General features: G+C 64.5%; 25 protein-coding genes and 1 tRNA gene. 3 read left to right on the top strand and 23 right to left on the bottom strand.

What is annotated here, in order from left to right; all coding sequences use genetic code 11:
- Positions 1–8: 8 nt before the first annotated feature.
- Entirely contained in the window at positions 9–1,196 is a 1,188-nt protein-coding gene (locus CMV14_RS13870; protein ID WP_066963242.1) for a toxic anion resistance protein, read from the bottom strand.
- A gap of 381 nt (positions 1,197–1,577) precedes the next feature.
- Here CMV14_RS13870 and typA point away from each other — a divergent pair, with 381 nt between their 5' ends.
- Entirely contained in the window at positions 1,578–3,401 is a 1,824-nt protein-coding gene (gene typA / locus CMV14_RS13865; protein WP_066963245.1) for a translational GTPase TypA, read from the top strand.
- A gap of 219 nt (positions 3,402–3,620) precedes the next feature.
- Here the strand turns inward: typA and CMV14_RS13860 are convergent, their stop codons facing one another.
- The 4 genes from CMV14_RS13860 to CMV14_RS13845 all read right to left on the bottom strand — a co-directional run bounded on the left by CMV14_RS13860 (position 3,621) and on the right by CMV14_RS13845 (position 10,659).
- Positions 3,621–3,920, bottom strand: a complete 300-nt coding sequence (locus tag CMV14_RS13860; protein ID WP_202820852.1) for a TFIIB-type zinc ribbon-containing protein — start codon at positions 3,918–3,920, stop codon at positions 3,621–3,623.
- A gap of 248 nt (positions 3,921–4,168) precedes the next feature.
- The gene (gene gltD / locus CMV14_RS13855) at positions 4,169–5,605 is read right to left on the bottom strand and encodes a glutamate synthase subunit beta (protein WP_066963248.1); all 1,437 of its coding nucleotides are present in this window, start codon (positions 5,603–5,605) and stop codon (positions 4,169–4,171) included.
- An 11-nt stretch (positions 5,606–5,616) separates the two neighbouring features.
- Positions 5,617–10,266: a glutamate synthase large subunit gene (gene gltB, locus CMV14_RS13850; protein WP_066963250.1), complete on the bottom strand. Its 4,650-nt coding sequence runs from the start codon at positions 10,264–10,266 to the stop codon at positions 5,617–5,619.
- Between the two features lie 317 nt (positions 10,267–10,583).
- Positions 10,584–10,659, bottom strand: a tRNA-Glu gene (locus tag CMV14_RS13845).
- Positions 10,660–10,794: 135 nt separating this feature from the next.
- On the opposite strand from CMV14_RS13845, the gene CMV14_RS13840 reads away from it, so the two are divergent.
- Positions 10,795–11,052, top strand: a complete 258-nt coding sequence (locus tag CMV14_RS13840) for a hypothetical protein (RefSeq protein WP_066963254.1) — start codon at positions 10,795–10,797, stop codon at positions 11,050–11,052.
- A 54-nt stretch (positions 11,053–11,106) separates the two neighbouring features.
- Here CMV14_RS13840 and CMV14_RS13835 read toward each other — a convergent pair whose 3' ends face one another.
- From CMV14_RS13835 to opgC, 4 genes are all read right to left on the bottom strand, one after another.
- A complete protein-coding gene (locus CMV14_RS13835) occupies positions 11,107–11,856 on the bottom strand; it encodes a JAB domain-containing protein (protein WP_066963257.1) in 750 nt (249 codons plus the stop codon).
- Positions 11,857–11,918: 62 nt separating this feature from the next.
- The gene (locus CMV14_RS13830; RefSeq protein WP_066963261.1) at positions 11,919–12,455 is read right to left on the bottom strand and encodes a helix-turn-helix domain-containing protein; all 537 of its coding nucleotides are present in this window, start codon (positions 12,453–12,455) and stop codon (positions 11,919–11,921) included.
- Between the two features lie 201 nt (positions 12,456–12,656).
- Positions 12,657–14,033: a class II 3-deoxy-7-phosphoheptulonate synthase gene (locus CMV14_RS13825; RefSeq protein WP_066963264.1), complete on the bottom strand. Its 1,377-nt coding sequence runs from the start codon at positions 14,031–14,033 to the stop codon at positions 12,657–12,659.
- A 127-nt stretch (positions 14,034–14,160) separates the two neighbouring features.
- On the bottom strand, positions 14,161–15,270 hold the full coding sequence (gene opgC / locus CMV14_RS13820) for an OpgC domain-containing protein (RefSeq protein ID WP_083215845.1): 1,110 nt from the start codon (positions 15,268–15,270) through the stop codon (positions 14,161–14,163).
- A 135-nt stretch (positions 15,271–15,405) separates the two neighbouring features.
- On the opposite strand from opgC, the gene lon reads away from it, so the two are divergent.
- Positions 15,406–17,808, top strand: a complete 2,403-nt coding sequence (lon, locus tag CMV14_RS13815; protein ID WP_066963267.1) for an endopeptidase La — start codon at positions 15,406–15,408, stop codon at positions 17,806–17,808.
- Here lon and CMV14_RS13810 read toward each other — a convergent pair.
- The 14 genes from CMV14_RS13810 to CMV14_RS13745 form a co-directional block, all read right to left on the bottom strand.
- Positions 17,753–18,334: a hypothetical protein gene (locus CMV14_RS13810; protein WP_066963270.1), complete on the bottom strand. Its 582-nt coding sequence runs from the start codon at positions 18,332–18,334 to the stop codon at positions 17,753–17,755. The genes lon and CMV14_RS13810 overlap by 56 nt on opposite strands.
- A 143-nt stretch (positions 18,335–18,477) precedes the next feature.
- Positions 18,478–18,942 carry a hypothetical protein gene (locus tag CMV14_RS13805; RefSeq protein ID WP_066963273.1) on the bottom strand — a complete coding sequence of 155 codons (465 nt, stop codon included), beginning with the start codon at positions 18,940–18,942 and terminating at the stop codon, positions 18,478–18,480.
- An 84-nt stretch (positions 18,943–19,026) separates the two neighbouring features.
- Positions 19,027–19,422: a hypothetical protein gene (locus tag CMV14_RS13800; protein ID WP_238147036.1), complete on the bottom strand. Its 396-nt coding sequence runs from the start codon at positions 19,420–19,422 to the stop codon at positions 19,027–19,029.
- Between the two features lie 85 nt (positions 19,423–19,507).
- Complete coding sequence (locus CMV14_RS13795; protein WP_238147035.1) at positions 19,508–19,963, bottom strand: hypothetical protein; 456 nt, start codon at positions 19,961–19,963, stop codon at positions 19,508–19,510.
- 49 nt (positions 19,964–20,012) lie between these two features.
- The gene (locus CMV14_RS13790) at positions 20,013–20,354 is read right to left on the bottom strand and encodes a hypothetical protein (RefSeq protein WP_066963279.1); all 342 of its coding nucleotides are present in this window, start codon (positions 20,352–20,354) and stop codon (positions 20,013–20,015) included.
- Between the two features lie 51 nt (positions 20,355–20,405).
- A complete protein-coding gene (locus CMV14_RS13785; protein WP_066963282.1) occupies positions 20,406–20,963 on the bottom strand; it encodes a helix-turn-helix domain-containing protein in 558 nt (185 codons plus the stop codon).
- A 107-nt stretch (positions 20,964–21,070) separates the two neighbouring features.
- Positions 21,071–21,559, bottom strand: a complete 489-nt coding sequence (gene greB, locus CMV14_RS13780) for a transcription elongation factor GreB (RefSeq protein ID WP_066963285.1) — start codon at positions 21,557–21,559, stop codon at positions 21,071–21,073.
- An 8-nt stretch (positions 21,560–21,567) separates the two neighbouring features.
- Positions 21,568–22,371: a TrmH family RNA methyltransferase gene (locus CMV14_RS13775; protein WP_066963540.1), complete on the bottom strand. Its 804-nt coding sequence runs from the start codon at positions 22,369–22,371 to the stop codon at positions 21,568–21,570.
- Positions 22,372–22,506: 135 nt separating this feature from the next.
- On the bottom strand, positions 22,507–22,779 hold the full coding sequence (locus CMV14_RS13770; protein ID WP_066963288.1) for an HPr family phosphocarrier protein: 273 nt from the start codon (positions 22,777–22,779) through the stop codon (positions 22,507–22,509).
- The gene (locus tag CMV14_RS13765; RefSeq protein WP_011951246.1) at positions 22,776–23,183 is read right to left on the bottom strand and encodes a PTS sugar transporter subunit IIA; all 408 of its coding nucleotides are present in this window, start codon (positions 23,181–23,183) and stop codon (positions 22,776–22,778) included. Before CMV14_RS13765 ends, CMV14_RS13770 begins: the two co-directional genes overlap by 4 nt.
- Before the next feature lie 19 nt (positions 23,184–23,202).
- Positions 23,203–24,123 (bottom strand): RNase adapter RapZ, encoded by a 921-nt coding sequence (gene rapZ, locus CMV14_RS13760; RefSeq protein WP_083215851.1) that lies wholly within the window; start codon positions 24,121–24,123, stop codon positions 23,203–23,205.
- Between the two features lie 2 nt (positions 24,124–24,125).
- A complete protein-coding gene (locus tag CMV14_RS13755; RefSeq protein ID WP_066963294.1) occupies positions 24,126–24,566 on the bottom strand; it encodes an HPr kinase/phosphorylase in 441 nt (146 codons plus the stop codon).
- Entirely contained in the window at positions 24,567–26,156 is a 1,590-nt protein-coding gene (locus tag CMV14_RS13750; protein WP_066963297.1) for a sensor histidine kinase, read from the bottom strand.
- A complete protein-coding gene (locus tag CMV14_RS13745) occupies positions 26,143–26,850 on the bottom strand; it encodes a response regulator transcription factor (RefSeq protein ID WP_066963300.1) in 708 nt (235 codons plus the stop codon). Before CMV14_RS13745 ends, CMV14_RS13750 begins: the two co-directional genes overlap by 14 nt.
- Positions 26,851–26,965 lie beyond the last annotated feature (115 nt).

Below are 26,965 nucleotides of genomic sequence, written 5' to 3'. Positions count from 1 at the left end.
AGGCGTTTCTACTCCAGCGCCTTGAACGGTTCGGCCTGGCTCTGTGCGGCGCCCTCTGCCCGGGCGATATAGCCCTTCGACTTCTCGACCTCGCTGGTCAGCACGTTGACGGTCTGCTTCATCGAGCTGAGCGCCTCGACCTTGAAGCGGTCGATCGTGTCCATCGTGTCGTAGATATTCTGGAAGGCCCGCTGGAGCGTCTCGACCGGGATGGTCGAAGAGGCGGCCTGCTTGTGGATCTCGCCGGTCTGGTTCTTCAGCATCTCGCCGGTCGAATCGATCATGTTGGCGGTGGTGGTGTTCAGCGCGGTGATCTGGTCCAGCACCAGCTTCTGGCTGGTCAGCGCCTGCGCGACGGTGACGGCCGTGCGCAGCGCCGCGACTGTGGTGGTCGAGGCCCGGTCGACGCCCTTCACCAGCTCGATATTGTTCTTCTTGACCAGATCGAGCGCAAGATAGCCCTGCACCGTCACCGCCATCTGGGTCAGCAGGTCCTGGCTGCGCTGGCGGACATAGAAGAGCGCGGTTTCGCGGATCGCCTTGGCCTTTTCCGGATCGCTGCTGTCCAGCTCGAGCGCCTTGGCCTCAAGCTTCTCGTCGAGCGCCTTGGACAGATGGATCATCTGTTCGAGCCGGCCCATCGCCGCCCAAAGATTCTGCCGCTCGACATCGATCGCGGCATTGTCCTTGATCAGCTCGTCCTTGCCCGAGGCGAGGCTGTTGAGAATCGAGGCGATATGACTCTGCGCGGAGCGGTAGCTGTCGAAATAGTCCCGCATCCGGCTGCCCCAAGGGATGATCCCGAACAGCTTCTTCTTGGTGAACAGATTGTCGCGCTTGCCGGGATCGAGATCCTCGACGGTGCGGCGCAGCTCGGCCAGGTTGGTGCCGACGCCGTTATCGGCATCGATCGCGCGCACCGGCCGATCGAGGAAACGGTTCGACTGGCCGGCCGCCTCGGCGATTTCCTTGCGGCCCATATTGCTGATCGAATCGACCCGCTTGCCGAATTCGGGACTGTTTACGTCCTGCGCGACAAGTTCCTCGATGAAGCTGTCGACCTTCTCGTCGAGCTTGGAACGCTGTTCGTCCTGAAGCGGCACGAGGCCCGCGGCCTTTTCGGGCTTGAGGGTCTTCACCGGCTCCGGTGCCTGCAACACCAGCGCCGGTTCCTCGGTCGTCGTCGTCGTGGCCATCGCCCCGCTTCTCCCTCATGCCTGCTCAGGCGAAGATGGCCGTATGGGGTGCATTATTCAAGCGATACGGTCGGAGACCCGAGCGTCTCCCCTTCGATGCATTCGGAAAGTGCGACGATTGCAAAAAATGCAATTGTTCTTGCTGCATCGGCATTTGCCAAACCCGCTGCGTCGTCGCAATGGGAGCAGGCCTTTCAGGCATCCTCTCCTAATGACTTACGGGCCGGTTCCAACGAACCGGCCCGTTTTTTTGCCCGACGCCCTCCGAACGGATCGCTGTTGGAGACGATGGCCCATCAATTGCCAGCCATGGCCTTGTTGCATTGCGCCAATTCCGCTATGGGCCCGCCAAATTCCTCATATTCAGGACATCCGACACCCATGAGCCTTCGCAACGTGGCCATCATCGCGCACGTCGATCATGGCAAGACCACGCTCGTCGATCAGCTGTTCCGCCAATCGGGCACCTTCCGGGACAACCAGCGCGTCGAAGAACGCGCAATGGACTCGAACGACCTGGAAAAGGAACGAGGCATCACCATTCTGGCCAAGTGCACCTCGGTCGAATGGGAGGGCAACCGGATCAACATCGTCGATACGCCCGGTCACGCCGATTTCGGCGGCGAGGTGGAGCGTATCCTGTCGATGGTCGACGGCGTGATCCTGCTGGTCGATTCGTCTGAAGGCGCGATGCCGCAGACCAAGTTCGTCACGGGCAAGGCGCTGGCGCTGGGCCTGCGCCCGATCGTCGTCGTCAACAAGATCGATCGCCCGGATGAGCGGACCCAGGAGGTGCTGGACGAGGTATTCGACCTGTTCGTCAGCCTCGAAGCCAATGACGACCAACTCGATTTTCCGGTGCTGTTCGCCTCGGGCCGCAATGGCTATGCCAATGAGGACGCCTCCGCCCGCTCGGGCACGCTGGCGCCGCTGTTCAACAAGATCGTCGAACATGTTCCGGCGCCGAAGGCGGACCCCGACGGCCCCTTCAAGTTCCTCGTCACGCTGCTCGATCGCGACAATTTCGTGGGCCGCATCCTGACCGGCCTGGTCCAGAGCGGCACGGTCAAGGTCAACCAGCCGATCCACGCGCTCGATCCCGAAGGCAATGTGGTCGAGACCGGCCGCGCCTCGAAGATCATGGCGTTCCGGGGGCTGGAGCGGATTCCGGTCGACGAAGCCAAGGCGGGCGACATCATCTCGCTGGCCGGCCTCACCGTCGCGACCGTCGCCAACACCATTGCCGACCCGACCGTCACCGAGCCGCTGCAGGCGCAGCCGATCGATCCGCCGACGCTGTCGATGACCTTTGCCGTCAACGACAGTCCGATGGCGGGCCGCGAGGGCAGCAAGGTGACGAGCCGCATGATCCGCGACCGGCTGTTCCGCGAGGCAGAATCGAACGTCGCTATCAAGGTGACCGAGAGCGCCGGCAAGGACAGCTTCGACGTCGCCGGCCGCGGCGAGCTGCAGCTCGGCGTGCTGATCGAGACGATGCGCCGCGAGGGCTTCGAACTCGGCATCTCGCGCCCGCGCGTGATCTTCGGCGAAGACGAGAAGGGCGGCAGGACCGAGCCCTATGAGACCGTCGTCATCGACGTGGACGAGGAGCATTCGGGCACCGTCGTCGAGAAGATGGCGATCCGGAAAGCCGAACTGACCGACATGCGCCCGTCGGGCGGCGGCAAGACCCGCATCACCTTCTCGGCACCCTCGCGTGGCCTGATCGGCTATCATGGCGAGTTCCTGTCGGACACGCGCGGCACCGGCATCATGAACCGGCTGTTCGAGAAATATGGACCCCACAAGGGCAATATCGAGGGCCGCAAGAACGGCGTGCTGATCTCCAACGGCGCGGGCGAGGCGAACAGCTATGCGCTCGGCCCGCTGGAAGAGCGCGGCATCCTGTTCGTGGGCCATGGCGAGGCGCTGTACGAGGGCATGATCATCGGCGAGAACGCCAAGACCGAAGACCTCGAAGTCAACCCGATGAAGGCCAAGCAGCTCACCAACTTCCGCGCCTCTGGCGGCAAGGATGACGCGATCCGGCTGACCCCGCCGAAGAAAATGACGCTGGAACAGGCGATCGCCTATATCGACGATGACGAGATGGTCGAAGTCACGCCCAAGTCGATCCGGCTCCGCAAGGTCCACCTCGATCCGCATGAGCGCAAGCGCGCCAGCCGGGCGAAGGCGGCGGCGTAGGGCGAGCGACACGAGTAAGGAGAAGGCGCCGGAGCGATCCGGCGCCTTTTTTTGTCGTCACTCCAGCGCAGGCTGGAGTCCATGTCTCTTACCAATCAGATGGCATTTCGGGAAGACGCAGACATGGATGCCAGCGTTCAGCCTTTCAGGCTGAAGTTTATCCTGAGCGCCTGCCTTGCAGGCGGTCGAAGGGCTGGCATGACGAGATAACAGGGAGCTTCAGTCGAACAGCTCCTCCAGAAAGCTCTTCTTCCGCTTGTATTTGTAGCGGTCGTCATACCCGTAATGCGGCTGCCGGTATTCAGGCTGGCGGGATTGCGGGGGTGGGGCGGCCTGCGGCGGTGGAGCAGGCGCCAGTTCGGCGGCCGAGCGCTCGATGATCTTGTCGAGTTCGCCGCGATCGAGCCAGACGCCCCGGCATTGCGGGCAATAGTCGATCTCGACATTCTGGCGGGTGCTCATCGTCAGCGGCACCGCGCAAACGGGGCAGTTCATGGACATGGCTTCATTCTCCCTCATGGGCCGGCGCCGGAGGAAGATGGACCCCGTGACACCGAGCTTGCTCGATGCGGTCCGACATCACGATCGGTGGAGATCGCCAGAGGGGCCCGGTCCCGCAGGGCCTAGATAGGGAAGGCCGGAGGGAGGGCAAGGGGGCAAGCGTAACGCGATGACCTGTTACCGTCACCCAGCGGAGGCTGGGCTCCATGTCTCATCAGCCAGAAGACCTCCGAGAAGGCCACAGACATGACATGACGGCGAAGGGGTTATCTCGGCAGGTCGGTCGCGCCCATCAGGTGAAGGTCGACCGCACGGGCGCACTGGCGGCCCTCGCGTATCGCCCAGACGATCAGGCTCTGGCCGCGGCGCATGTCGCCGCAGGCGAAGATGCCGTCCTGGCTGGTGGCGTAATCGTCCATGTTCGCCTTGACGTTGCCGCGCGGATCCAACTCGACGCCCGCCTGCTCGATCATGCCCGACGTGTTCGGGCCCAGGAAGCCCATCGCCAGGAAGACGAGGTCGGCCTTCAGGGTGAATTCGCTGCCGGCGATTTCCTGCATCCGGCCGTCGACCCACTCGACTCGCACGCATTCGAGCGCGGTGAGCTGGCCGTTGCTGCCGATCGCTCGCTTGGTGACGACCGACCAATCGCGCTCGCAGCCTTCCTCATGGCTGGAGGAGGTGCGCAGCTTGAGCGGCCAGTTCGGCCAGCTCAGGGCCTTGGCCTCCTTCTCAGGCGGCTTGGGCATGATCTCGAGCTGGGTGACCGATGCGGCGCCCTGGCGGTTCGAGGTGCCGACGCAGTCCGATCCGGTGTCGCCGCCGCCGATCACGACGACATGCTTGCCGGTTGCGGTCAGCGAGCCGCGCGGCGCGGCGCGCATCTCGTCGTCGCCGGCGACGCGCTTGTTCTGCTGGGTCAGGAATTCCATCGCATAGCGGACGCCCTGAAGCTCGAAGCCGGGGATTTCCAGCGGGCGGGGCTTCTCGGCGCCGCCCGACAGGACGACCGCGTCGAAATTCTCCTTGAGCGAGTCGAGCGACACCTGGACGCCGACCTCGGTGGACGTGCGCAGGGTGACGCCTTCGGCCTCCATCTGCACCAGCCGGCGGTTGATGAGATGCTTCTCCATCTTGAAGTCCGGAATGCCATAGCGGAGCAGGCCGCCCATCCGGTCGTTCTTCTCGAACAGGGTGACGCTGTGGCCGGCGCGGGCGAGCTGCTGGGCGCAGGCCATGCCGGCCGGGCCCGAGCCGACCACCGCGACCGACTTGCCGGTGCGGCGCGCCGGAACCTGCGGCACGATCCAGCCTTCATCCCATCCGCGATCGACGATCGCGCATTCGATCGACTTGATGGTGACGGGGGTGTCCTGGATGTTCAGCGTGCAGGCGGCCTCGCATGGGGCAGGGCAGACGCGGCCGGTGAACTCGGGAAAATTATTCGTCGAATGAAGAACTTCCAGTGCGTTCTTCCAATCATCCTCGAATACCAGATGGTTCCAGTCGGGGATGATGTTGTTCACCGGACAGCCATTGTGGCAGAACGGGATGCCGCAGTTCATGCAGCGCGACGCTTGGTCCTTCAGCGCCTTGTCTTCCAGCGGAACGACGAACTCGTTCCAGTTCTTCAGGCGCTCGGCCGGCTTCAGATAGCCGCGGTCGTTGCGCTCGATTTCGAGAAATCCGGTAGCCTTGCCCATAGCTATCTTCCTTATTCGGCCGCGACATTGGCAGCGGCGAGGCGCTCGGTCTCCAGCTGCCGCAGCGCGCGGGCATAATCACGCGGCATCACCTTCACGAAACGCTTGAGGGTGGACTGCCAGTCGTCGAGCAGCGCGCGAGCCTGCGCACTCCCGGTGTGGAGATGGTGCCGTTCGAGCAGGATGCGCAGCCGTTCCGCGTCATGGCGGAGCATATCGCCCATGCCATAGTCGTTGACGCTGGCGGCGCGCTGCTGCGGCCGGCCGGTGCCTTCCTCGGCGTCGGGAGCGCCCGAGATCGGCGAGACCTCCACCATCGCGTGGTTGCAGCGCTCGCGGAACAGGCCGTCCTCATCATAGACATAGGCGACGCCGCCCGACATGCCCGCCGCGAAGTTGCGGCCGGTCCTGCCCAGCACGGCGACGACGCCGCCGGTCATATATTCGCAGCCATGGTCGCCGGTACCCTCGACCACCGCGATCGCGCCCGAGTTGCGAACCGCGAAGCGCTCGCCCGCGACGCCCTGGAAATAGGCCTCGCCCGCGATTGCGCCGTAGAGCACGGTGTTGCCGACGATGATGTTCTCCAGCGGGTTGCGCCTGACATGCGCGGGCTGGCGCACGATCACGCGACCGCCCGACAGGCCCTTGCCGACATAGTCGTTGCCGTCGCCGGTCAGTTCCAGCGTGACGCCATGAGCGAGAAACGCCCCGAAGCTCTGTCCGGCGACGCCGGTCAGCCGGATCGTGATGCTGTTCTCGGGCAGGCCGGCATGGCCGAAGCGCCGCGCCACCTCACCCGACAGCATCGCGCCGACGGTGCGGTTGACGTTGACCACCGGCCGCTCGATCACCACGGCCTCGCCCTTTTCGAGCGCGGGGGCGGCGGCGGCGATCAGATCATTGTCGAGCGCATTCTCCAGGCCATGATCCTGGGTGCCCGACCAGAACAGCGTGTTCCCCATCGCCGGCTTCGCCTGGTGGAGCAGGCGGCCGAGATCGACGCCATGGGCCTTCCAGTGGTCGAGCGCCTTGCGCATGTCGATCCGGTCGACGCGGCCGACCATCTCCTCGACGGTTCGGAAGCCCATTTCCGCCATGATCTGGCGGAGTTCCTCAGCGACGAAGAAGAAATAGTTGATGACATGCTCAGGCTGGCCGGTGAAGCGCGCGCGCAGCACCGGGTCCTGGGTGGCAACGCCGACCGGGCAGGTGTTGAGATGGCATTTGCGCATCATGATGCAGCCGGCGGCGATCAGCGGGGCGGTGGCGAAGCCGAACTCGTCGGCGCCGAGCAGGGCGCCGATCGCGACGTCGCGGCCGGTGCGGATGCCGCCGTCGACCTGCACCGCGATGCGGCTGCGCAGGCCGTTGAGCAGCAGTGTCTGCTGGGTTTCGGCGAGGCCGATTTCCCACGGGCTGCCTGCATGGGTGAGCGAGGTCAGCGGCGATGCGCCGGTGCCGCCGTCATAGCCGGAGATGGTCACATGGTCGGCGCGCGCCTTGGAGACGCCGGCGGCGACGGTGCCGACGCCGACTTCGGAGACGAGCTTCACCGAGATGCGCGCACGGGTGTTGACGTTCTTCAGGTCGTGGATCAGCTGGGCCAGATCCTCGATCGAATAGATGTCATGGTGCGGCGGCGGCGAGATCAGGCCGACGCCCGGGGTCGAATGGCGGACGCGGGCAATGTTCTTGTCGACCTTGTCGCCCGGCAGCTGGCCGCCTTCGCCGGGCTTGGCGCCCTGGGCCATCTTGATCTGGATGTCGTCGGCGTTGACCAGATATTCGGCGGTGACGCCGAACCGGCCCGAGGCGACCTGCTTGATCGCCGAGCGCATGGAAGCGCCATTGGCCATCGGCTTGAAGCGATCGGCTTCCTCGCCGCCCTCGCCGGTGTTCGAACGGGCGCCGATGCGGTTCATCGCCACGGCGAGCGTCGTGTGCGCCTCGCGGCTGATCGAGCCGAAGCTCATCGCGCCGGTGGCGAAGCGCTTGACGATCTCCGACGCCGGCTCGACCTCGTCGATCGACAGCGGGGTTTCGGCAGGCTTCAGGTCCATCAGGCCGCGGATCTGGAGCAGGCGCGCATTCTGTTCGTTGATCTGCGCAGCAAAGGCTTCGTAGCGCTCCTTGCTGTTGCCGCGCACGGCATGCTGGAGCGCGGAGACGCTCTCCGGGGTCCAGGCATGTTCCTCGCCCCGGATCCGGTAGCCATAGACACCGCCGACATCGAGCATGTTCTTGTAGATGGGATTGTCGCCATAGGCGGCGGCGTGACGGCGGACGGTTTCCTCGGCCACCTCGGCGAGACCGATGCCCTCGATCGTCGTCGCGGTGCCCGTGAAATATTTGTCGATGAAGGCGGAGGCGAGGCCGATCGCGTCGAAGATCTGCGCGCCGCAATAGCTCTGATAGGTCGAGATGCCCATCTTGGACATGACCTTGAGCATGCCCTTGCCGACCGCCTTGATATAGTTCTTGCGGACCTCGGGCTTGCTCAGCGGCAGATTCTGGCGGACCCGGATCTCTTCGAGCGTGTCGAAGGCGAGATAGGGGTTCACCGCCTCGGCGCCGTAGCCGGCCAGCACGCAGAAATGATGGACCTCGCGCGCCTCGCCGGTCTCGACGACCAGCCCGGTCTGCATGCGCAGGCCCTGCTTGACGAGATGGTGGTGGACGGCGGCGGTTGCCAGCAGCGACGGGATCGCGATCCGGTCCGGGCCCTGGGTGCGGTCCGACAGGATCAGGATGTTCTTGTCGGCGAGCACCGCCTCGGTCGCGGCCCAGCACATCTCCTTGATGGCGTTGGCCATGCCGTCGGCGCCGGCCGTGGCGTCCCAGGTGATGTCGATCGTCTCGGTACGGAAGGCGCCGTCGAGCTGCGCCTCGGCCGAACGGATGCGGGCGACGTCGCCATTGGTGAGGATCGGCTGATCGACCTCCAGGCGCTTGTGGGTGCCGGCCTGGCGGCCCAGCAGGTTCGGGCGCGGGCCGATCATCGACACAAGCGACATCACCAGTTCCTCGCGGATCGGATCGATCGGCGGATTGGTGACCTGGGCGAAATTCTGCTTGAAATAATCGTAAAGCAGCCGGGGCCGGGCGGAGAGCACCGCGATCGGCGTATCGGTGCCCATCGATCCGATCGGATCGTCACCGGCGCGTGCCATCGGCTCCAGGAATTTGGCGATATCCTCCTGGGTGTAGCCGAAGGCCTGCTGGCGATCGAGCAGCGCGTGCGGATCGTTCGGCAGTTCGGGCGTCTCGGTCTCGGGCGTGCGGACCGCGTCGAGATCCTTCAGCTTGTACTGGGTCGATTCCAGCCACTTGGCGTAGGGCTTCGCCTCGGCGAGGCTGGCCTTGATCTCCTCATCCTCGATGATCCGGCCCTGCTCCATGTCGATGAGCAGCATCTTGCCGGGCTGGAGGCGCCATTTGCGGACGATGTTCTCCTCGGCGATGGGCAGCACGCCCGATTCCGAGGCCATGATGACATGATCGTCGTCGGTGACGAGGAAGCGGGCAGGGCGCAGGCCGTTGCGGTCCAGTGTCGCACCGATCTGGCGGCCATCGGTGAAAGCGACGGCGGCGGGGCCGTCCCATGGCTCCATCAGCGCGGCATGATATTCGTAGAAGGCCTTGCGCGCGGGATCCATCAGCGGGTTGCCGGCCCAGGCTTCGGGGATCAGCATCATCACCGCATGGGCGAGCGAATAGCCGCCGGCCACCAGCAGTTCGAGCGCGTTGTCGAGACAGGCGGTGTCGGACTGGCCGTGTGGGATGATCGGCCAGATCTTGTCGAGATCGGCGCCGAGCAGCTCCGATTCCATCGTGCGCCGGCGCGCGTTCATCCAGTTGACGTTGCCGCGCACCGTGTTGATTTCGCCATTATGGGCGATGAAGCGGTACGGATGGGCCAGCTTCCAGCTGGGGAAGGTGTTGGTCGAGAAGCGCTGGTGGACCAGCGCGATCGCCGAGGTGGTCAGCGGGTTGCCGAGGTCCTGGTAGAAGCTGCCGACCTGGCCGGCGAGCAGCAGGCCCTTGTAGACCACGGTGCGGCTCGAAAAGCTCGGCATGTAGAGGTCGGTGAGGCCCGGAAGCTCGTTCTTCTCGGCGAGCGCCGCGAGCGGGTTCTGGGTCTGCTTGCGGATGACGAGCAGCTTGCGTTCGAATGCATCCTGGTCCGCGCAGTCCTCGCCCCGGCCGACGATCGCCTGGCGGATCACCGGCATCTCGTCGAGCACCGCCTGGCCCAGGCCGGCGGTGTTGACCGGAACGTCGCGCCAGCCGATCACGGTCTGGCCTTCCTTGGCGATGAATTTCTCGAAGGTGGTGACGGCGAAATCGCGCGCGGCTTCGTCGCGCGGCAGGAAGCACATCGCTACGGCATAGTCGCCGGGCTGGGGCAGGATGAGGCCGGCGCCCGCCGCCCAGTCGCGCAGCAGGGCGTCGGGAATCTGGATCAGGATGCCGGCGCCGTCGCCGAGCAGCGGGTCGGCGCCGACCGCGCCGCGATGATCGATGTTGAGCAGTATCTGCAGGCCACGCTGGACGACGCTGTTCGATTTCTCGCCGCGGATATGGGTAATGAAGCCGACGCCGCAGGCATCATGCTCATTGCTGGAATCGTACAAACCCTGATTCTGCGGATAGCTCATCCGGCGCCCTTGCTCCCACGCCCGTCCCAGCCGGGCTATTCAGCGCCGGGCCTATACATGCGTAGCCTTCTGAGTGAAGCCTCTAAAATGACGCGGCGCTACAACCTAATCTTTCAGCCATAGCGTCCTATGCGACAATTTCGTGCTTTTCCGGGCTCGATACGGACGCAGATATCTGAGCCAGCCATCGCGATACCGGGCTGCGGACCGGAGAGGTGGAAGCCCGGAACTGACCAGAATGGATCGCTGTCGGCCAGCAGCCGACCGGCCTCGCAGCCCAAGCGGGATTGACGGATATGGCTGAACAGCGAAATCGCTGGTGACCCCTACGGGACTCGAACCCGTGTTTTCGCCGTGAGAGGGCGACGTCCTAGACCGCTAGACGAAGGGGCCGTCCGGTGCGGAGCGGCGTCCTTATGGGGCACCGGTGGCCAAGTCAAGGCGCAAAGGCGCGCGGCCGGGGCGGTGCGTCAATTCATCGGGAAACTACGCAATGGCCTCTCCGGGCGATGGCGCTAGGATCGGTCCATGCAGGAGGATGTGGCTTGGGCCGAGAAGGCCGACTATCTGATCGCGCAGTTCGGCGCGGGTGCGGTCGGGGCACTGCTCGATCGAATCGCGGAGGCCGTCCGGCTCAGCGATGATAGCGCCGTGGGCCGGCTCGATCGCCTTCTTCAGCATGTCGAAATTCGCCTCCAGGAACCGTGGCGCATCGCCAGCCGGCCGGTGTCGCCGCGCACGTCGGGGTGGGTTGCCGAACCCGCGCTCCAGCTGATGGTAGCCTGAGCGCTCCTGCGGCTTCGCGCGGGCAACCCCGGTGGACCGGCGCCGTTTCCAGCCCTAGAGATAGCCTTCCTCGCGCAGGCTGCGATAGCCGCCGCGCCCGATCACGATATGATCGTGAAGGACGATGTCGAACAGCCGCGCGGCTTCGGCGACGGCGCGGGTCGCCGTCAGATCGTGCCGGCTCGGCTCGGGATCGCCCGAAGGATGGTTGTGCGCCATGATCAGTCCGGTGGCGCCCAGGTCGAGTGCCCGCCGCACGATCTCTCGCGGGAAGATATCGGTCTTGGTCACGCTGCCGCGCGCGGCGACGTCGTCGCGCAGGATCCGGTTCTTGGCGTCGAGATAGAGGACCCGCACCTGTTCGGCGGGCTCATGCGCCATGCTGGCATGAAGATAGCGGATCGCGGCGCGGTTGTCGGGCAGCACCGGCGCATCGAGCATCTCCGCCTTCAGCAGTTCGCGGACCAGCGGCTGTACGGCGAGGAGCATGTCGATCAGGTCGCGTCGCCCGGGCAGGCGGCTTTCGAGTGCGGCGCGGTTCGCCCGGAACAGCGCCGACAGGGACCCGAAGCGGCTGACCAGGTCCGCCGCGACGACGGTCGAGCCATGGCCGCACAGCGGGGCGATCAGGTCGGCCAGCCGCTGTTCGCCGCCCCGCGCGCTGGCAGCAGCGGAATCGCGATGACGCTGGGTGGCGTCCGCCGACTTCAGCGGGCGATAGGACTCGCCCAGATGGAGGGCGCGTTTGCCGGTGTCGCCGCGGCTGAAAGGATATCCTGCGGTGCGGCGGCACGGTCGATCCATGATCGCACGGATCCGCGCGAGGATCGAAGACGTGGTGAGCCTGCTACCGCCCGGCGCGCGGTCTAGTTCCGCAGGGCAACGAGCAGCGTCCCCAGGGCGGTCAGACCCGACAGAAGGATGCCGGTGGCCAGCGCCAGCCCGATGATCAGACCTATCGTCCATCCTAGGCGCTGCAGGAAGGAGAGATTGTTGTGCGGGCGATCGCCCGTGGGGAATGGGAGAGGGAAGGGGCGCGGCACCGGATGCGAACCGAAGGCAAGTTGCTCTTCCCCGACCATGACCCCCGACGATGCGGCACCTGCTTCATTCCCTTGCGTCCCCGTTGCACCTGAAGTGACGGAAATCTGCGGAATTGCTAGGTCCGGCGATTGGGGGCCCAATGGAGAAACGGCCCCGGATTCGGCCATTGCGAGGATTTTCGCAGCCTCCACCCGGGTCCCGACGTCGAGGATGCGCATCGCTTCCTTGATGCGTTTGTCGACCGTGTGCGCGGAAATGCCCAGTTGCTGCGCGATCTCTTTCGAGGACTTGTGCTGGAGAACCAGGCGCAGATAGCTGCGCTGGCTGTCCGTCAGGCTGTTGATCCGATCTACCCCCATGATGTCAGCGGTTTAGCCGGAGTCGAGGCGGGATGCCACCGTTCGCAAGCGATCCCGCCCCCGAAAGCGACCGGACGATGCGCGGCAGGAGTGGCGGAAAAGGGTGGGTCGCCGCCGCAGGCCGATATGGCCCGTAGCAGCTTGGTTCATTCTGGACCAAGAAGTTGCCGCCGCCTGGCCAGCGGCAGGCGTGGAACGCGATCAGGCGGCGGCCCGATCGCGCTCCTTCATCTCCTGATTCAGCATTTCGGCGAGCAGGAAGGCCAGTTCGATGCTCTGCCCGGCATTGAGCCGCGGATCGCAATGGGTGTGGTAGCGATCGGCAAGATTCTCGTCGGTCACCGCCATCGCGCCGCCGGTGCATTCGGTGACGTTCTGGCCGGTCATCTCGGCATGAATGCCGCCGCCATGGGTGCCCTCGGCACGGTGGACCGCGAAGAAGCCGCGCACCTCGGCCAGGATGCGGTCGAACGGCCGGGTCTTGTAGCCGTTCGGCGCCTTGACGACGTTCCCGTGCATCGGATCGCATGACCAGACGACCGGGCGGCCCTCGCGCTTCACGGCGCGGACCAGGGCGGGCAGGTGCTTCTCGATCTTGTCGTGGCCGTAGCGGGTGATCAGCGTGATCCGGCCCGGCTCGCGCCGGGGATCGAGCGTATCAAGCATGCGCAGCAGGGCGTCCGGCTCCAGGCTCGGGCCGCACTTGAGGCCGATCGGGTTGCTGACGCCGCGCAGATACTCGACATGCGCCGACCCCTCGAAGCGGGTGCGGTCGCCGATCCACAGCATATGGGCGGACGTGTCGAACCAGTCGCCGGCGTTGAGGCTGTCCTCGCGGGTCATCGCCTGCTCATAGGGCAGCAGCAGCGCCTCATGGCTGGTGTAGAAGGACGTACCCTTAAGCTGGGGCACGGTTTCCCAGTTGATCCCGCAGGCCGCCATGAAGTCCAGTGCATCGCCGATCCGGCTCGCCACTTCGCCATATTGGGCGGCCCAGGGGCTCCGGCCCATGAAGTCGAGCGTCCAGGCATGGACCTGATGGAGATTGGCATAGCCGCCCGAGGCGAATGCGCGCAGCAGGTTGAGCGTCGCCGCCGACTGGCTGTAGGCCTTGATCATCCGCTGCGGATCGGGCGCGCGGCCAGCTTCCTCGAAGGCGATATCGTTGATGATGTCGCCGCGATAGCTGGGCAGCGAGACGCCATTCTGCTCCTCGTTGGGCGCGGAGCGCGGCTTGGCGAACTGGCCCGCCATGCGACCGACCTTCACGATCGGCATCTTCGACGCATAGGTGAGCACCACCGCCATCTGCAGCAGCACGCGGAAGGTGTCGCGGATGTTGTTCGGGTGGAACTCGGCGAAGCTCTCTGCGCAGTCGCCGCCCTGGAGCAGGAAGGCCCGGCCGGCCGCGACTTCGGCCAGCGATGCCTTCAACTCGCGTGCCTCGCCCGCGAAGACCAGCGGCGGATAGCTCGACAATTCCTTCTCGGCAGCCTCAAGAGCCGCCTGGTCCGGATAGTCGGGCATCTGCACCGCCTGGTGTTGACGCCAGCTCGAGGGCGTCCAGTTCGTCGCCATGTGTAATCCCACAAATTATTCGGGCGCCTCCCATGCGCGCGGGGGGCGCGAAAGGCAAGGGCAGGGTGGCTATGGGGCAGGCAAGCTGGCGTTTGGGCTGTCGACCGCCCGGTGGACCGGGCGGCGTCTACCGGTTCTTCCACCGCATATACAGGTTCGCGAACAGGCCCAGCGCCAGGACGCTGCCGATGCACAGCGCCATATAGGCATGATGGGTGGGCCAATGTTCGATCCAGACGAAACCGGCCGCATAGCTGAGTGCGACGCTGACGACGAAGGTCTGCAGTGAATTCGAGCCGATCACGGCGCATTGCCGCATCGGCCACGTGCGCTGGAGGCGCGGCCACATCCACAGGATCGACATGATCAGCCAGCACACCGACAGCGCATGGGCAACGCGGACCGGGCCGATCCGTATCTTGCTCTGGTACAGCACCTCGAACGAATACCAGCCCTGTGCGAGGAACAGGATGGTGAGGCCCGCGAACAGCAGCACCGGGGGAACCAGCCAGTGCCAGTTACCCTCGGCGCGCTTCTCCATCTTCGCCAGCAGCCGGTAGCGCCCTGCGGCCAGCGCACCGAAGAAGATCAGCTGCCAGGACGCCGGGTTGAAGTTCCAGCGCCAGTCGCCGACCGGCGAGCCGCCGATGATGTTGAACCACGCATGCTCATGCGCGAACCAGTAGAGCGCCGCCGATCCCGCCAGCGCGACCAGCGGCTGCCAGCGCAGCAGCAGCGCGAATAGCGGCGCCGTGCCCAACAGCGCCATGTAGGTGACCAGAATCTCCAGGCAGTAGGGCTGCACGTAGAGGATCAGGAAATCGACCAGCGAGGCCGGGCCTTTCTGGATGAACCAGCTGTAGAAGCTGAGCCGCGCCAGATCGGGCGAATTGAGGCAGAGCGGCAGTAGCGCCAGGAACAGCAGCAGGTTGTAGACATAGAGCTTGCCCGTTCGCGGCCAGACCTTGCCCGCGAACTGCCCGATCGACGGATCCTTGGCGGCACTGAAATAGACCGCCCCGACCAGATAGCCGGACAGGAGGAAGAATATCTCGGCCGCGCTGGAAAAGCCCCAGAGAGTCAGGGTCGGGAACTGCATGCCGGCCATGTGCATCCGGTCGGTGAAGCCGGTGATGTGGTTGATCGTGATCGTGATCAGCGCCAGGCCGCGCAGGATGTCGATGCTCGCATCCCGGCCATGCGGGCGCCGGCTATGGCTCGGTTCCGTGGAGGTCACGGAGGCGGCCTTACCGCGGTCGCGGAAAATTACAACTTGGGAGAGATAAGATATCTCTGTTCATTGATCGTGAAGGGCGAGGCGCCCATATAGGTCGCCGAGGGGCGTCCACGCGGCGTTCCGAACGGAGACTAGATGACCGAGACACTGCCCGTATTGCCGCTGCGCGATATCGTCGTTTTCCCGCACATGATCGTACCCTTGTTCGTCGGCCGCGAGAAGTCCGTGGCGGCGCTCGAGAGTGCGATGGCTGCTGACAAGTCGATCTTCCTGGTGGCACAGCTCGATCCGGCGGAGGACGATCCCGATCGCGATGCGCTCTATGATCTGGGCGTGATCGCGACGGTGCTGCAGCTGCTCAAGCTGCCCGACGGGACGGTGCGCGTGCTGGTCGAGGGCAAGCAGCGCGCCAGGCTCGAGACGCTCGACCAGGACGAGGCGCACCTGACCGCGACGGTCGAGACGATCGAGGATGTCGAGGCGGAGGGAACCGAGGTTTCCGCGCTGATGCGGTCGGTGGTCGACCAGTTCGAGAATTATGCTCGGCTGAACAAGAAGCTGCCCGCCGAAACGTCGGTCCAGCTGGGCCAGATCGAGGAGGCTTCGAAACTTGCCGATGCGGTCGCCGCCAACATCTCGATCAAGGTCGCCGACAAGCAGGCGCTGCTGATCGAACTCGATCCCGCCAAGCGGCTGGAAATGGCCTTCGCGCTGATGGAAGGCGAGCTGGGCGTGCTCCAGGTCGAGAAGAAGATCCGGAGCCGGGTCAAGCGGCAGATGGAGAAGACGCAGCGCGAATATTATCTCAACGAGCAGCTCAAGGCGATCCAGCGCGAGCTGGGCAATGGCGAGGGCGAGGAAGGCGGCGACGAGCTGGCCGAACTCGCCGCGAAGATCGCCAAGCTGAAGCTGTCCAAGGAAGCGCGCGGCAAGGCCAATGCCGAACTAAAGAAGCTGCGCACCATGGCGCCCATGTCCGCCGAGGCGACCGTCGTCCGCAATTATCTGGACGTGCTGCTGGGCCTGCCCTGGGGCAAGAAGTCCAAGCTCAAGAAGGATATCGCGGCGGCCCAGGCGGTGCTGGATGCCGATCATCATGGTTTGGAGAAGGTCAAGGACCGGATCGTCGAATATCTGGCGGTGCAGGCGCGTACCAACAAGCTGAAGGGGCCGATCCTGTGCCTCGTCGGCCCTCCGGGCGTCGGCAAGACCTCGCTTGGCCGCTCGATCGCCAAGGCGACGGGGCGCGAGTTCGTGCGCCAGTCGCTGGGTGGCGTGCGCGACGAGGCCGAGATTCGTGGCCATCGGCGTACCTATATCGGATCGCTGCCCGGTAAGATCGTTACCAACCTGAAGAAGGCGGGCACTTCCAACCCGTTGTTCCTGCTCGACGAGATCGACAAGCTCGGCCAGGATTTCCGAGGGGACCCTGCCTCGGCGTTGCTGGAGGTGCTCGATCCGGAGCAGAACAACAAGTTCCAGGATCATTATCTGGAGATCGACGTCGATCTCTCGGACGTGATGTTCGTGTGCACCGCGAACAGCCTGAACCTGCCCCAGCCGCTGCTCGACCGCATGGAGATCATCCGTCTGGAGGGCTATACCGAGGACGAGAAGGTCGAGATCGCTAAGGAGCATCTGCGCGACAAGCAGATCGAGGCGCATGGCCTGAAGCCCGGCGAGTTCGAACTGACCGACGAAGGGCTGCGCGACCTGATCCGCTATTATACCCGCGAGGCCGGTGTCCGCACGCTGGAGCGCGAGATCGCCAAGCTCGCGCGCAAGAGCCTGCGGCGTATCCTGGAGGGCAAGGGCGAGAAGATCGTCATCACCCCCGAGAACCTGGCCGATTTCGCGGGCGTCCGGAAATATCGTTTCGGCATCGGCGAGGAGGAGGACCAGGTCGGTGCGGTCACGGGTCTCGCCTGGACCGAGGTCGGCGGCGAGTTGCTGACGATCGAGGCGGTGACGGTGCCCGGCAAGGGCGGGATCAACACGACCGGCAAGCTGGGCGACGTGATGAAGGAGAGCGTCCAGGCGGCTTTCAGCTTCGTCAAGGCGCGCGCGCCGGCCTATGGCATCAAGCCCAGCCTGATCGCCCGCAAGGACATCCACATCCACCTGCCCGAGGGCGCGGTGCCCAAGGACGGCCCCTCGGCCGGTATCGGCATCACCACCGCGATCGTCTCGACCCTGACCGGCGTGCCCGTCCGCAAGGAAGTGGCGATGACCGGTGAGGTGACGCTACGCGGCCGCGTGCTGCCGATCGGCGGGCTCAAGGAAAAGCTGCTGGCGGCGCTGCGCGGCGGCATCACCACGGTGCTGATCCCCAAGGACAATGAGAAGGACCTCGTCGAGATCCCGGCCAACATCCGCGAGGGGCTGAAGATCATCCCCGTGGCCCATGTCGACGAGGTGCTGGCACTGGCGCTGGCCGATCACCTCACCGCGATCGACTGGACTGAGGCCGACGAACTGGCGCTCACCTTGAAGGGCGCGACCAGCCCCGATGGCGGCGAGGTCGCGGTAAGGCACTGAGGATAGGGAGCCGACTGTAAAGAGGGGCCTTGGCGCCGGCCGCCTGACCCCCTTTTTCCGTTTTGGCGGATGCAGCCTGTACGGCTGCCCTGTGATGATTTGCGATGCCGAAAGCCAGTACGATGAGCTTGGGGTAGCTCCAGAGCGCCGTGGCGTCATAATAGGTTCGCGGCACCACTCCCGGCATCAGCGGAGCCATGTGCGACAGCAGAACCACGCCTTCGAAGGCGGCAAGCCATAGCGGCCAGAATTTCGCCGACTTCAGGGCAATCCCTTGAAGCAGCAGGAATACCCCCAGATCGATCAAGACTATTGGTAGCTCGATCTTCGTATATCGGATGCGAAACGAAACCGTGAAAATGACGGTGAGATAGGTGCTCAGAACGGAGGCCAGGATCACCGTCCTCTCCTCCCATCCGCCGCGCCGAAAAGCGTAGACGAATATGCTCCACAGCAGGATTCCGTAGAGCAGGGGCCTGAAGGTCAGCAATGTGGGGAGATACTCAGCCAGATCGTCCATCGACATCAGCGGCGTCGCCCCCAGAGACCATCGTTGACCGTAGGGGAAAATGCGATCTGGGCCAATATCCGCAATGCGCTGAGGCCGCTCGTCGGCCCGGTGTCGAGGTACCGATGTACAGCAGCGCCAGGCCAGCCAAGGCTTGCTGGTTATGTTGGTCGCGCCAGGATCTGCATCTTTGTCCGATGGTGGTTCGCGATGCCGAGCGCCAACACTATCAGACTGGGATAGCCCCAAATCGCTATCGCATCATGATATGTCGCAGGTAGCATTCCGGGCATTAGGGGAGCGAGATGCGAGAGGAGCACCACACCGCTGAAGGCGGCGAGCCATAGAGGCGAGAACTTTTTGGATTGCATCGCGAGCAGCTGAAGAACAATGAAAGTGACCACATCTCCGAGAAATATGGGCCATTCAAGATCTGTGTATCGGGATCGAAACAGTGCGCTGAGCACAAACGTCAGGTAGGCGGATATAATAAGGACTAAAATTGCGATCCGCTCCTCCCATCCACCGCGGAGGAAAGCGTAGATGCACACGAACCACATCAGGATTCCGTAGAGCAGCGGGCGGAATGTCAGCAGGCCTGGGAGCCGATCGTACAGACTGTCCATGGACTCCCCGAACGGCTTGTGACGCGTCGGGTGGCTGGTACAGCAATGGTGGAAATGGTGGTAGCTGGAGAAATAAGCGAAGAGCTATTCGGAATCACCGTACCTCGCTTGCTGAGCGGGACGGTTACCGACCGCCAATGCCAGCACGAACCACATCGGGTAGCTCCAGAGCGCGGTGGCGTCGCGATATATGATGGGTAAGGCATGGGGCATGAGTGGCAGGAGATGCGCCAATATGGTCATGCCCTGCATGGCAGCAAGCCACATCGGCCAGAAGCGTCTCGATCGCAGCGCCGTCAATATCAACTGGACAAGGAAAATGATATCGATGCTCAACACCAGCGCTTCGACGCGGTGATATTGGTTGCCGTCCGGCACTATGACCATGAGGGTCAGATATGAATTGGCCAAGAAGCCAACGGCGGTAAGACGCTCCTCCCACCCGCCTCGCCGGAAGGCGTAGACCGAAACTGTCCACATTAGGATTCCGTAGGCCAAGGGCCTGAAGGTCCAAATGTGGTCCCACCAGTGATATGAAAGGTTCATTGCGCCTATTCTGGTGCGTTCACAGGTTCGGGGAGAACGGCCTGCCACCGGAGCGTTTGAGCTTGACCCCTCGCTTATGACTACGGCGATAGATGGCGATGCCCAGAACAATCAGCATCGGATATGCCCAGATGACTGCCGCGTTCCAATACGCCCATGGAATGATGTGAGGAACGTAAATGGCAAAATGGGACAATATCGTCAGGCCCTGCATGGCCGTGAGCCAAAGAGGCCAGAACTGATCTGACTTCAGAGATATATACAGAAGGACGAACATCAATATGGTGTCTACGAGGACGACCGGGATTTCCACCTCATGGTACCGCACGACATAGGGGCTGAGCACGAGAACAGTTAGATAGGAGGCCGCGAGAAGTCCGCCAGCCGCCAATCTCTCCTCCCAGGTCCCGCGCCGGAGGGAATAGAAGAAGACGCCCCACATGAGGGCACCATATATGATCTGCCTGCTCACCATCCGGCCCATCCACCTGGGAAGGGCCGGGGTCAAGAGGTGAACTAGTGTGTCAGGCGACCCGGCGCGGAATTTCCTCGCGATAGATCGGCTGGATCGGATCGCCCTTGTCGCCGGTCGAGACCACCGGCAGCTTGAACTTGCGCTGCACGACCGCGAGCTGGCGATGGCCCTCTACGACCTGGCCCCGGGCCGCGATGATGGTCGAGAGCGAGCCGAAAAAGTTGGCGAACGCATCATGCGCCACCTCCATGGCGAAATTGCCGTCCAGGCGTGCCTGCGGCAGTTCGGCGGCAAGCTTGGCGCCACGGTTGGCGGCGATATCCAGGGCCCGCTCATATTCCTCCAGCGCGGCATAGACACGCAGCGTTGCTTCATCACGATTGTTGGACATAACTCTCCCCTTGCGCCGGGACGGGCGCACCGATCAGTTGAAGGAAATGGCCTAGCGCTTGAGCGCCAGGACGATGTTCGACAGTGCGGCGAAGCCTGACAGTAACGCGCCGGCACCCAGCCCCATTCCGAAAACCAATATGGCGATCCAGAACAGGCGTTGGGCGATCGTCAGGTCATTGCGTGGCTTCCCCCTGGTAGGCACGGGCAAGGGGAAATCGACGATGCCTATCTCTCGGTAGGTCCGGTAGGGGACCTGGTCCTCGCGAAGTGCGCTGTACATTTCTCTCTGCCCGTCTCCGACATCGGCCGGTGAGGACATGATGGGCCTCTGGGGCCGGGAAACAACGGTTTCCGGTTGACTAGTCAATTGCTGACTAGTCTCGCCACGCTCAAAGGAATCGAGCAGAAGCGCCGCTTCGAGGCGGTTGGAAACGCCGAGAGTCTGGATCGCGCTACGGAAATGGTTGTCGACCGTCATCGGCGAGATGCCGAGCTCGCGACCGATTTCCTTGGACTGTTTATGGTGCAGCACGAGGCGCAGGCAGTCGCGCTGCCGTGCGGTAAGTTTCGAAATGCCCTCGTAGCCCATGGCGGAAAAATACCGCATCGACGCTTCAAGTCGATGCGAAACTTGAGATGATTCGACTAAGTGCCTGATCCGTAACGGGACAACCGCTACGGAACAGGAGGTTTTCCTGACATTTCAGCGAACGTTCAGGGATCGGGATAGCGAATCGCGAGAATCTCATGCTCGCGGACGCCGCCGGGCAGGTTGACCCGGCGCAGATCGCCCACCGAGGCGCCCTTCAGCGCATGAGCCAGGGGGGAAATCCAGCTGATCCTGCCGGCGCTCGCATCGGATTCATCGATTCCCACCAGTGTCACGATGCGCTCGACATCATCTTCGTCGACGATCGTGACGGTGGCGCCGAAGAAGACCTTGCTGCGGTCCTCCTGCCGCGCGGGATCTACAACTTTGGCGGCCTTCATGCGCCGCGACAGATGCGCCAGCTCGCGATCGATCTCGCGCAGCTTCTTGCGGCCATAGATATAGTCGCCATTCTCCGAGCGGTCGCCATTGCCTGCCGCCCAGCTGATCACCTCGACCAGCGCCGGCCGTTCGGTGCCGAACAGCTGATCATATCGGGCGCGCATCGCGGCGAAGCCGGCAGGCGTTATGTAATTGGGCTTCTGCTCGCTCATCGGCCGCCTCAGCGGGGCCGCCGCTGGTTGAGCACTTCATAGGCCATCACCGCCGTCGCGACGGCGACGTTGAGGCTGTCCGCCTTGCCAAGCATTGGCATCTTCACCAGCAGATCGCATCGGGCTTCATAATCGGCGGGAAGGCCCTGCGCCTCATTGCCGACGAGGATGAAGGTCGGAGCCTCGTAGCGCGGAGCCTGATAGTCCTGCGTGGCGTTCAGGCTGGTACCGACCAGCTGGCCGGGGCCGGCGCGCAGCCAGGTGAGGAACTCCGGCCAGCGCGCGGTGGCGATCCGCTGGGTGAACAGCGCGCCCATCGTCGCGCGTACCGCCTCGACCGAAAAGGGATCGACACAGTCGTCGACCAGGATCAGCCCGCCGGCGCCGACGGCGTCGCCAGTGCGCAATATGGTGCCGAGATTCCCGGGATCGCGCAGCGACTGGGCGACGATCCAGATGTCGGCAGCCGCGCGATCGATGCGGGCGAGGCCGGTTTCGAACTCCCGATAGACCCCGATGACGGTCTGCGGGTTATCCTTGCCCGACAGCTTGGCCAGGATGTCGCGATCGGTTTCGATCGCTTCGCCGCCCCGGGCCTCGACTGCATCGATCAACGCCCTGGCCAGCGGATGCTGGGCGCCATCCTTCGCGAAGAAGACGAATTCCGGCAGCACTCCCGCTTCGCTGGCCTCGGTCAGGATGCGCAGTCCCTCGGCCAGGAACAGCCTTTCTTCGCGCCGATGCCGCTTCTCGCGCAGCGACCGGACGCGTTTTATCAGCGGGTTGGAGAAGGCGGTGATCTGGCGGGGCAGGGGGATGATCCTCTCTTCGTCATCCTGAACTTGTTTCAGTATCCACCGCGCCACAAGAGGGGACAGTGCGGATGGGTGGATGCTGAAACGAGTTCAGCATGACACCGATATATGGCAGCCGCTATGAAATCGGCGTCATTCCTCGCCGAATTTGCCCTCGACCAGTTCGACCAGCGCGGCGAGCGCCCTTTCCGCGCCATCGCCCGTCGCGGAGATGATCACGCTGTCGCCCTTGGCGGCGCCCAGCATCATCAGCCCCATGATCGACGTGCCGGCGACCTTCGAGCCGTCCTTCTCCACCTCCACCTCGGCACTATGGGTGCTGGCGAGGGTGACGAACTTGGCGCTGGCGCGGGCGTGAAGGCCCCGGATGTTGGTGATCTGGACCTCACGGCTCAGGACGGTCATGCAGCGGCTTCCCCAAGCACTTCGGATGCGACCGAGATATATTTGCGTCCGGCGTCGCGCGCCGCGGCGACGGCGGCCTTGATCTTCATCATCTTGCGCGCGCCTTCCAGACGGATCAGCATCGGCAGGTTGATGCCCGCGATAACCTCGACCCGGCCAGGCTCCATCAGCGAGATGGCGAGGTTGGACGGAGTGCCGCCGAACAGATCGGTGAGCAGGATCACGCCCGAACCGTCATCGACGGCCTTCACCGCGCGGGCGATGTCCGCCCGGCGGCTTTCCATATCGTCGTCGGGACCGATGCAGATCGCCTCGATCGCCGTCTGCGGACCGACGACATGCTCCATCGCGGTCACGAACTCGGCCGCTAGACGGCCATGGGTAACGAGCACCAATCCGATCATCCGACTACAAATCCACCCGTCATGATCCAATGCCTGGCACGGTGCTCTCCTGGTCGTCCGACTTCTGATGAGTCAGTTCGCGGTGCCGGACCGTGGGCGAAAATCCGGCCTCGCGCAACCCGATTGCGAGGGCCTCGGCGAAATGTACCGATCTGTGCTTCCCTCCCGTGCAACCGATGGCGATGGTCACATAGCTTTTGCCCTCGGCTTCATAGCGCGGAAGCAGCAGGAGGATAAGCGCCTCGATCCGTGCGCGGGCCTCGGCATAGGTGGGATCCGCCTGCACATAAGCGGCGACTTCCGGGTCGAGCCCGGTACGGGGCTTGAGCTCGGGCACCCAGTGCGGATTGCGCAGGAAGCGCATGTCGAACATCAGATCCGCGTCGCGCGGCACCCCGCGCGAGAAACCGAACGACATGACCGTCAGCGTGATGCCGCCCGCCACCGAGTCGGAAAATACCCGCCGCAGATAGGCCTGGAGATCGTTGGTCGATCGGTCGGTGGTGTCGATCAGCTCGTCAGCGGCGTCGCGCAGCGGGCTCAGCAGGTGGCGTTCCTCGGCTATCCCGTCCTCCACCTGCCGATCCTGGGCAAGCGGATGCCGGCTGCGCGTTTCCGAATAACGGCGCGCCAGCTCGGCGCCCGAACAGTCGAGGAACAATATCGCCGCATCGCGGCCCTGCGCGCGCAGCAACCGGGCGCGTCGAACCACGCCCGCGCTGTCGAAATCGCGGGTGCGGCTGTCGATGCCGAGCGCCAGCGGACGCTCATCATCGACGCTGCCTTCGGGCGGGCTTGCGGCGAGCAGCCGGTCGAGCAGCGAAAGCGGCAGATTGTCGACCGTCTCCCAGCCCATGTCCTCCAGCGCCTTCAGCGCGGTCTTCTTGCCCGAGCCGGACATGCCGGTGACGAACAGAAGCCGGCGCGGTTGCCCCGCCATGTTCATGACGGGCCCCCCACGCCAAGCTGGCGCAGCGCCCGCTCGGCCTTGATCGGTGCCGAGGCCTCCAGTGCGACGAAGGGCAGGGTGGGGATGGCGATTCCTTCCAGCTCGGTGGTCGGCAGCGGCTCCTCTGGGAGTCGGTCGGCGGGGGCGTCGAGATCGAGCAGCAACGCCACCGGCCCTTCGGAGGCGAAGGCGGTATCGATGATGCCGACGCCGCGAACCTCGATCCTGCCGGCGATTTCGGCGGGGGGGCTGGCGATCAGCGTCATGCCGCGCCGTTCGAGCCTGGTATAATCGTCGGCGACGAGCAGCGCGCCGCGATCGATCAGCCGCAAGGTGAGATCCGACTTGCCGCTCCCCGCGCGGCCTGCGATCAGCAGCACCCGCCCGCCGATCAGCACGCTGCTGGCATGGATGGGGTTGCCCGCCACCCTCATCTATCGGCTCCAGGCAGGCAGGCGGATGACGAACCTGGCGCCAGTGGGGGCATTGTCCCGGTCGGTAGCCATGATCGTTCCATTATGCCCTTCGACAATCGCCTTCGCGATGGCGAGGCCGAGGCCGCTGTGGCGCCCGAACTGCTCGCCCTCCGGCCGGTCGCTGTGGAAGCGGTTGAAGATGGCCTCGCGCGCTTCCGGCGGGACGCCCGGCCCTTCGTCCTCTACCCGGATCACCACATCATCGCCATCGCGGGTGGCTGCAACCTGAACGAGGCCCTGGGGCGGCGAAAAAGAAACCGCGTTCTCGACGAGATTCTCGATAACGCGGGTCAGGCGCGAACCGTCGCCGAACACCACGGCGGTGCCGCGATGCGGCCGGGCGAATGCGACGCGGACATCGCGGTTGCGCCCGCGCTCCTCGCGCGCGGTGAGCAATCCTTCGATCATGATGCCGAGATCGACCGACTCGAAGCGCGCGCGGGCCAGTTCCGCATCGACGCGGGACGCCTCTGCGATGTCGGTGATCAGCCGGTCCAGGCGGCCGACATCGTCGCGGATCACGTCGATCAGCTGCTTCTGGAGTTCCGGGTCCTTCACCAGGCCCAGGCTGTCGACGGCCGACCGCAGCGAGGCGAGGGGGTTCTTCAGCTCATGGGTGACGTCGGCGGCGAATGCCTCGGTCGCGTCGATCCGTTGGCGGATCGCCATGCTCATGTCGGAAAGTGCGCGGGCGAGCGTGCCGATTTCGTCGCGTCGCTCCGGCAGGCGCGGCACCTGCACCTCCCGCGCGCGGCCGAGGCGGACGCGGTGGGCGGCGAGCGCGAGCCGGCGCAGCGGGCGGACGATGGTGCGCGCCAGGAACAGCGACAGGCTGACCGATACCAGCACCACGATCAGCAACACGACAGTGAGCCGAAGCCGCTCCGCGCGGACAATGCGGATGATGTCCCGCTGGTTTTCGGTGGAGAGCAATATGTCCCCGCCGCCGCGCGGGTTGCGGATGTCGATCGCGGCCAGGATCATCGGTGTCCGATCGGGCGCGCGCTCCACGTCGGTGACGAGGCCATGGACCTTCATCGCCTGCTGGGCGAGCGGCCAGGCTACCAGCGTGTCCCGATCCGGATCGGCATATTGGCCGGGACGGTCGGCACCGACGATCACGTCGATCGTCCGATCGAGGAAGCGAGCGACGCGCTTCTGCCATTCCTCCTGCGTCGGATCGCGCAGCTGGTAGGTCGGGGGCGATATGCTCCAGCTGTCGAACTGGACCGGTATCGAGGCAGGCGCTACCGAGGGGACCGGATAATGATAGATGCGCAGGCGCGTCTCGGTGACCTGGCCGAATTTGGCGAGGAGCTTGGGCCGGTCCTCGGCCGGGGTGACCGCATAGGCCTCCGCGATCAGGCGAACCTGGGTCGCGGTCTCGTCGAGCCGTGCGTCGATAAGCTGCGAGCGGTAGCTGTCCAGATAGAAGAAGCCGCCCGCCAGCATCGCCAGGGCGAAGATGTTGACCGCCAGTATGCGAGTGGTGAGCGAGGTCCGCGCGGCGGCTTCGGGCGTGCCGAGGGCGCTGTCATTCTTCGGCAAAGCGATAGCCTACGCCATAGAGGGTCTCGATCGCCTTGAACTCGCTATCGACCTGGCGGAACTTGCGCCGCAGCCGCTTGATATGGCTGTCGATCGTGCGGTCGTCGACATACACGTCGTCCTGATAGGCGGTGTCCATCAACTGGTCGCGTGACTTGACGAAGCCCGGCCGCTGCGCGAGCGCCTCCAGGATCAGGAATTCGGTGACGGTCAGCGTAACGTCCTGGCCGTTCCACTGCACGCGGTGGCGGGCCGGGTCCATCTCCAGGCGGCCGCGCACGATCTTCTCGGCCGCGGGCGTGTCGGGCTGGTCCTCGGGCATGGCGCGCGCCTCTGTCCGGCGCAGTATCGCGCGGATACGGGCGATAAGAAGCCGTTGCGAGAAGGGCTTGGTGATATAGTCGTCGGCACCCATGGCAAGGCCGAGCGCCTCGTCCAGCTCATCGTCCTTGGACGTCAGGAAGATCGTCGGGATGCTGCTCTTCTCGCGCAGCCGGCGAAGCAGTTCCATGCCGTCCATGCGCGGCATCTTGATGTCGAGCACGGCGAGGTCGGGGGGATTGTCGAGCAGCGCCTTCAGCGCCGTCTCACCATCCGAATAGACCCGGACGGTGAAGCCTTCGGACTGCAAGGCGATCGACACCGACGTGAGGATGTTGCGATCGTCATCGACCAGCGCGATCGTGGGCGACATGGGACCTGTTGGCCTCCCTTGGGGTTGATATGCGGCCGACACGCCCTGGCCCGGAAACAGCGCGCTCTGACTAGCGCAGCGCCGATGCGCGTTCAACCATGCTGCGCACCCTTGC

The sequence above is a fragment of the Rhizorhabdus dicambivorans genome (assembly GCF_002355275.1).
Lineage (GTDB): Bacteria > Pseudomonadota > Alphaproteobacteria > Sphingomonadales > Sphingomonadaceae > Rhizorhabdus > Rhizorhabdus dicambivorans.
Note: the sequence above shows the minus strand (reverse complement) of the source record. Positions and strands in the feature narration are given on the sequence as shown.

Bases quoted from the DNA above. Each gene is read 5' to 3' on its own strand.
- CMV14_RS13745 (WP_066963300.1), bottom strand. From the start codon at position 26,850: ATGTCGCCCACGATCGCGCTGGTCGATGACGATCGCAACATCCTCACG.
- CMV14_RS13825 (WP_066963264.1), bottom strand. From the start codon at position 14,033: ATGGCGACGAACTGGACGCCCTCGAGCTGGCGTCAACACCAGGCGGTG.
- rapZ (WP_083215851.1), bottom strand. From the start codon at position 24,123: ATGGCGGGGCAACCGCGCCGGCTTCTGTTCGTCACCGGCATGTCCGGC.
- CMV14_RS13830 (WP_066963261.1), bottom strand. From the start codon at position 12,455: ATGGGGGTAGATCGGATCAACAGCCTGACGGACAGCCAGCGCAGCTAT.
- gltD (WP_066963248.1), bottom strand. From the start codon at position 5,605: ATGGGCAAGGCTACCGGATTTCTCGAAATCGAGCGCAACGACCGCGGC.
- CMV14_RS13810 (WP_066963270.1), bottom strand. From the start codon at position 18,334: ATGTCGATGGACGATCTGGCTGAGTATCTCCCCACATTGCTGACCTTC.
- CMV14_RS13755 (WP_066963294.1), bottom strand. From the start codon at position 24,566: ATGAGGGTGGCGGGCAACCCCATCCATGCCAGCAGCGTGCTGATCGGC.
- CMV14_RS13800 (WP_238147036.1), bottom strand. From the start codon at position 19,422: ATGTGGACAGTTTCGGTCTACGCCTTCCGGCGAGGCGGGTGGGAGGAG.
- CMV14_RS13770 (WP_066963288.1), bottom strand. From the start codon at position 22,779: ATGACCGTCCTGAGCCGTGAGGTCCAGATCACCAACATCCGGGGCCTT.
- CMV14_RS13870 (WP_066963242.1), bottom strand. From the start codon at position 1,196: ATGGCCACGACGACGACGACCGAGGAACCGGCGCTGGTGTTGCAGGCA.
- lon (WP_066963267.1), top strand. From the start codon at position 15,406: ATGACCGAGACACTGCCCGTATTGCCGCTGCGCGATATCGTCGTTTTC.
- CMV14_RS13785 (WP_066963282.1), bottom strand. From the start codon at position 20,963: ATGCGGTATTTTTCCGCCATGGGCTACGAGGGCATTTCGAAACTTACC.
- gltB (WP_066963250.1), bottom strand. From the start codon at position 10,266: ATGAGCTATCCGCAGAATCAGGGTTTGTACGATTCCAGCAATGAGCAT.
- typA (WP_066963245.1), top strand. From the start codon at position 1,578: ATGAGCCTTCGCAACGTGGCCATCATCGCGCACGTCGATCATGGCAAG.
- CMV14_RS13765 (WP_011951246.1), bottom strand. From the start codon at position 23,183: ATGATCGGATTGGTGCTCGTTACCCATGGCCGTCTAGCGGCCGAGTTC.
- CMV14_RS13790 (WP_066963279.1), bottom strand. From the start codon at position 20,354: ATGTCCAACAATCGTGATGAAGCAACGCTGCGTGTCTATGCCGCGCTG.
- CMV14_RS13860 (WP_202820852.1), bottom strand. From the start codon at position 3,920: ATGAGGGAGAATGAAGCCATGTCCATGAACTGCCCCGTTTGCGCGGTG.
- CMV14_RS13795 (WP_238147035.1), bottom strand. From the start codon at position 19,963: ATGGTGAGCAGGCAGATCATATATGGTGCCCTCATGTGGGGCGTCTTC.
- CMV14_RS13805 (WP_066963273.1), bottom strand. From the start codon at position 18,942: ATGGACAGTCTGTACGATCGGCTCCCAGGCCTGCTGACATTCCGCCCG.
- CMV14_RS13840 (WP_066963254.1), top strand. From the start codon at position 10,795: ATGCAGGAGGATGTGGCTTGGGCCGAGAAGGCCGACTATCTGATCGCG.
- greB (WP_066963285.1), bottom strand. From the start codon at position 21,559: ATGAGCGAGCAGAAGCCCAATTACATAACGCCTGCCGGCTTCGCCGCG.
- CMV14_RS13835 (WP_066963257.1), bottom strand. From the start codon at position 11,856: ATGGATCGACCGTGCCGCCGCACCGCAGGATATCCTTTCAGCCGCGGC.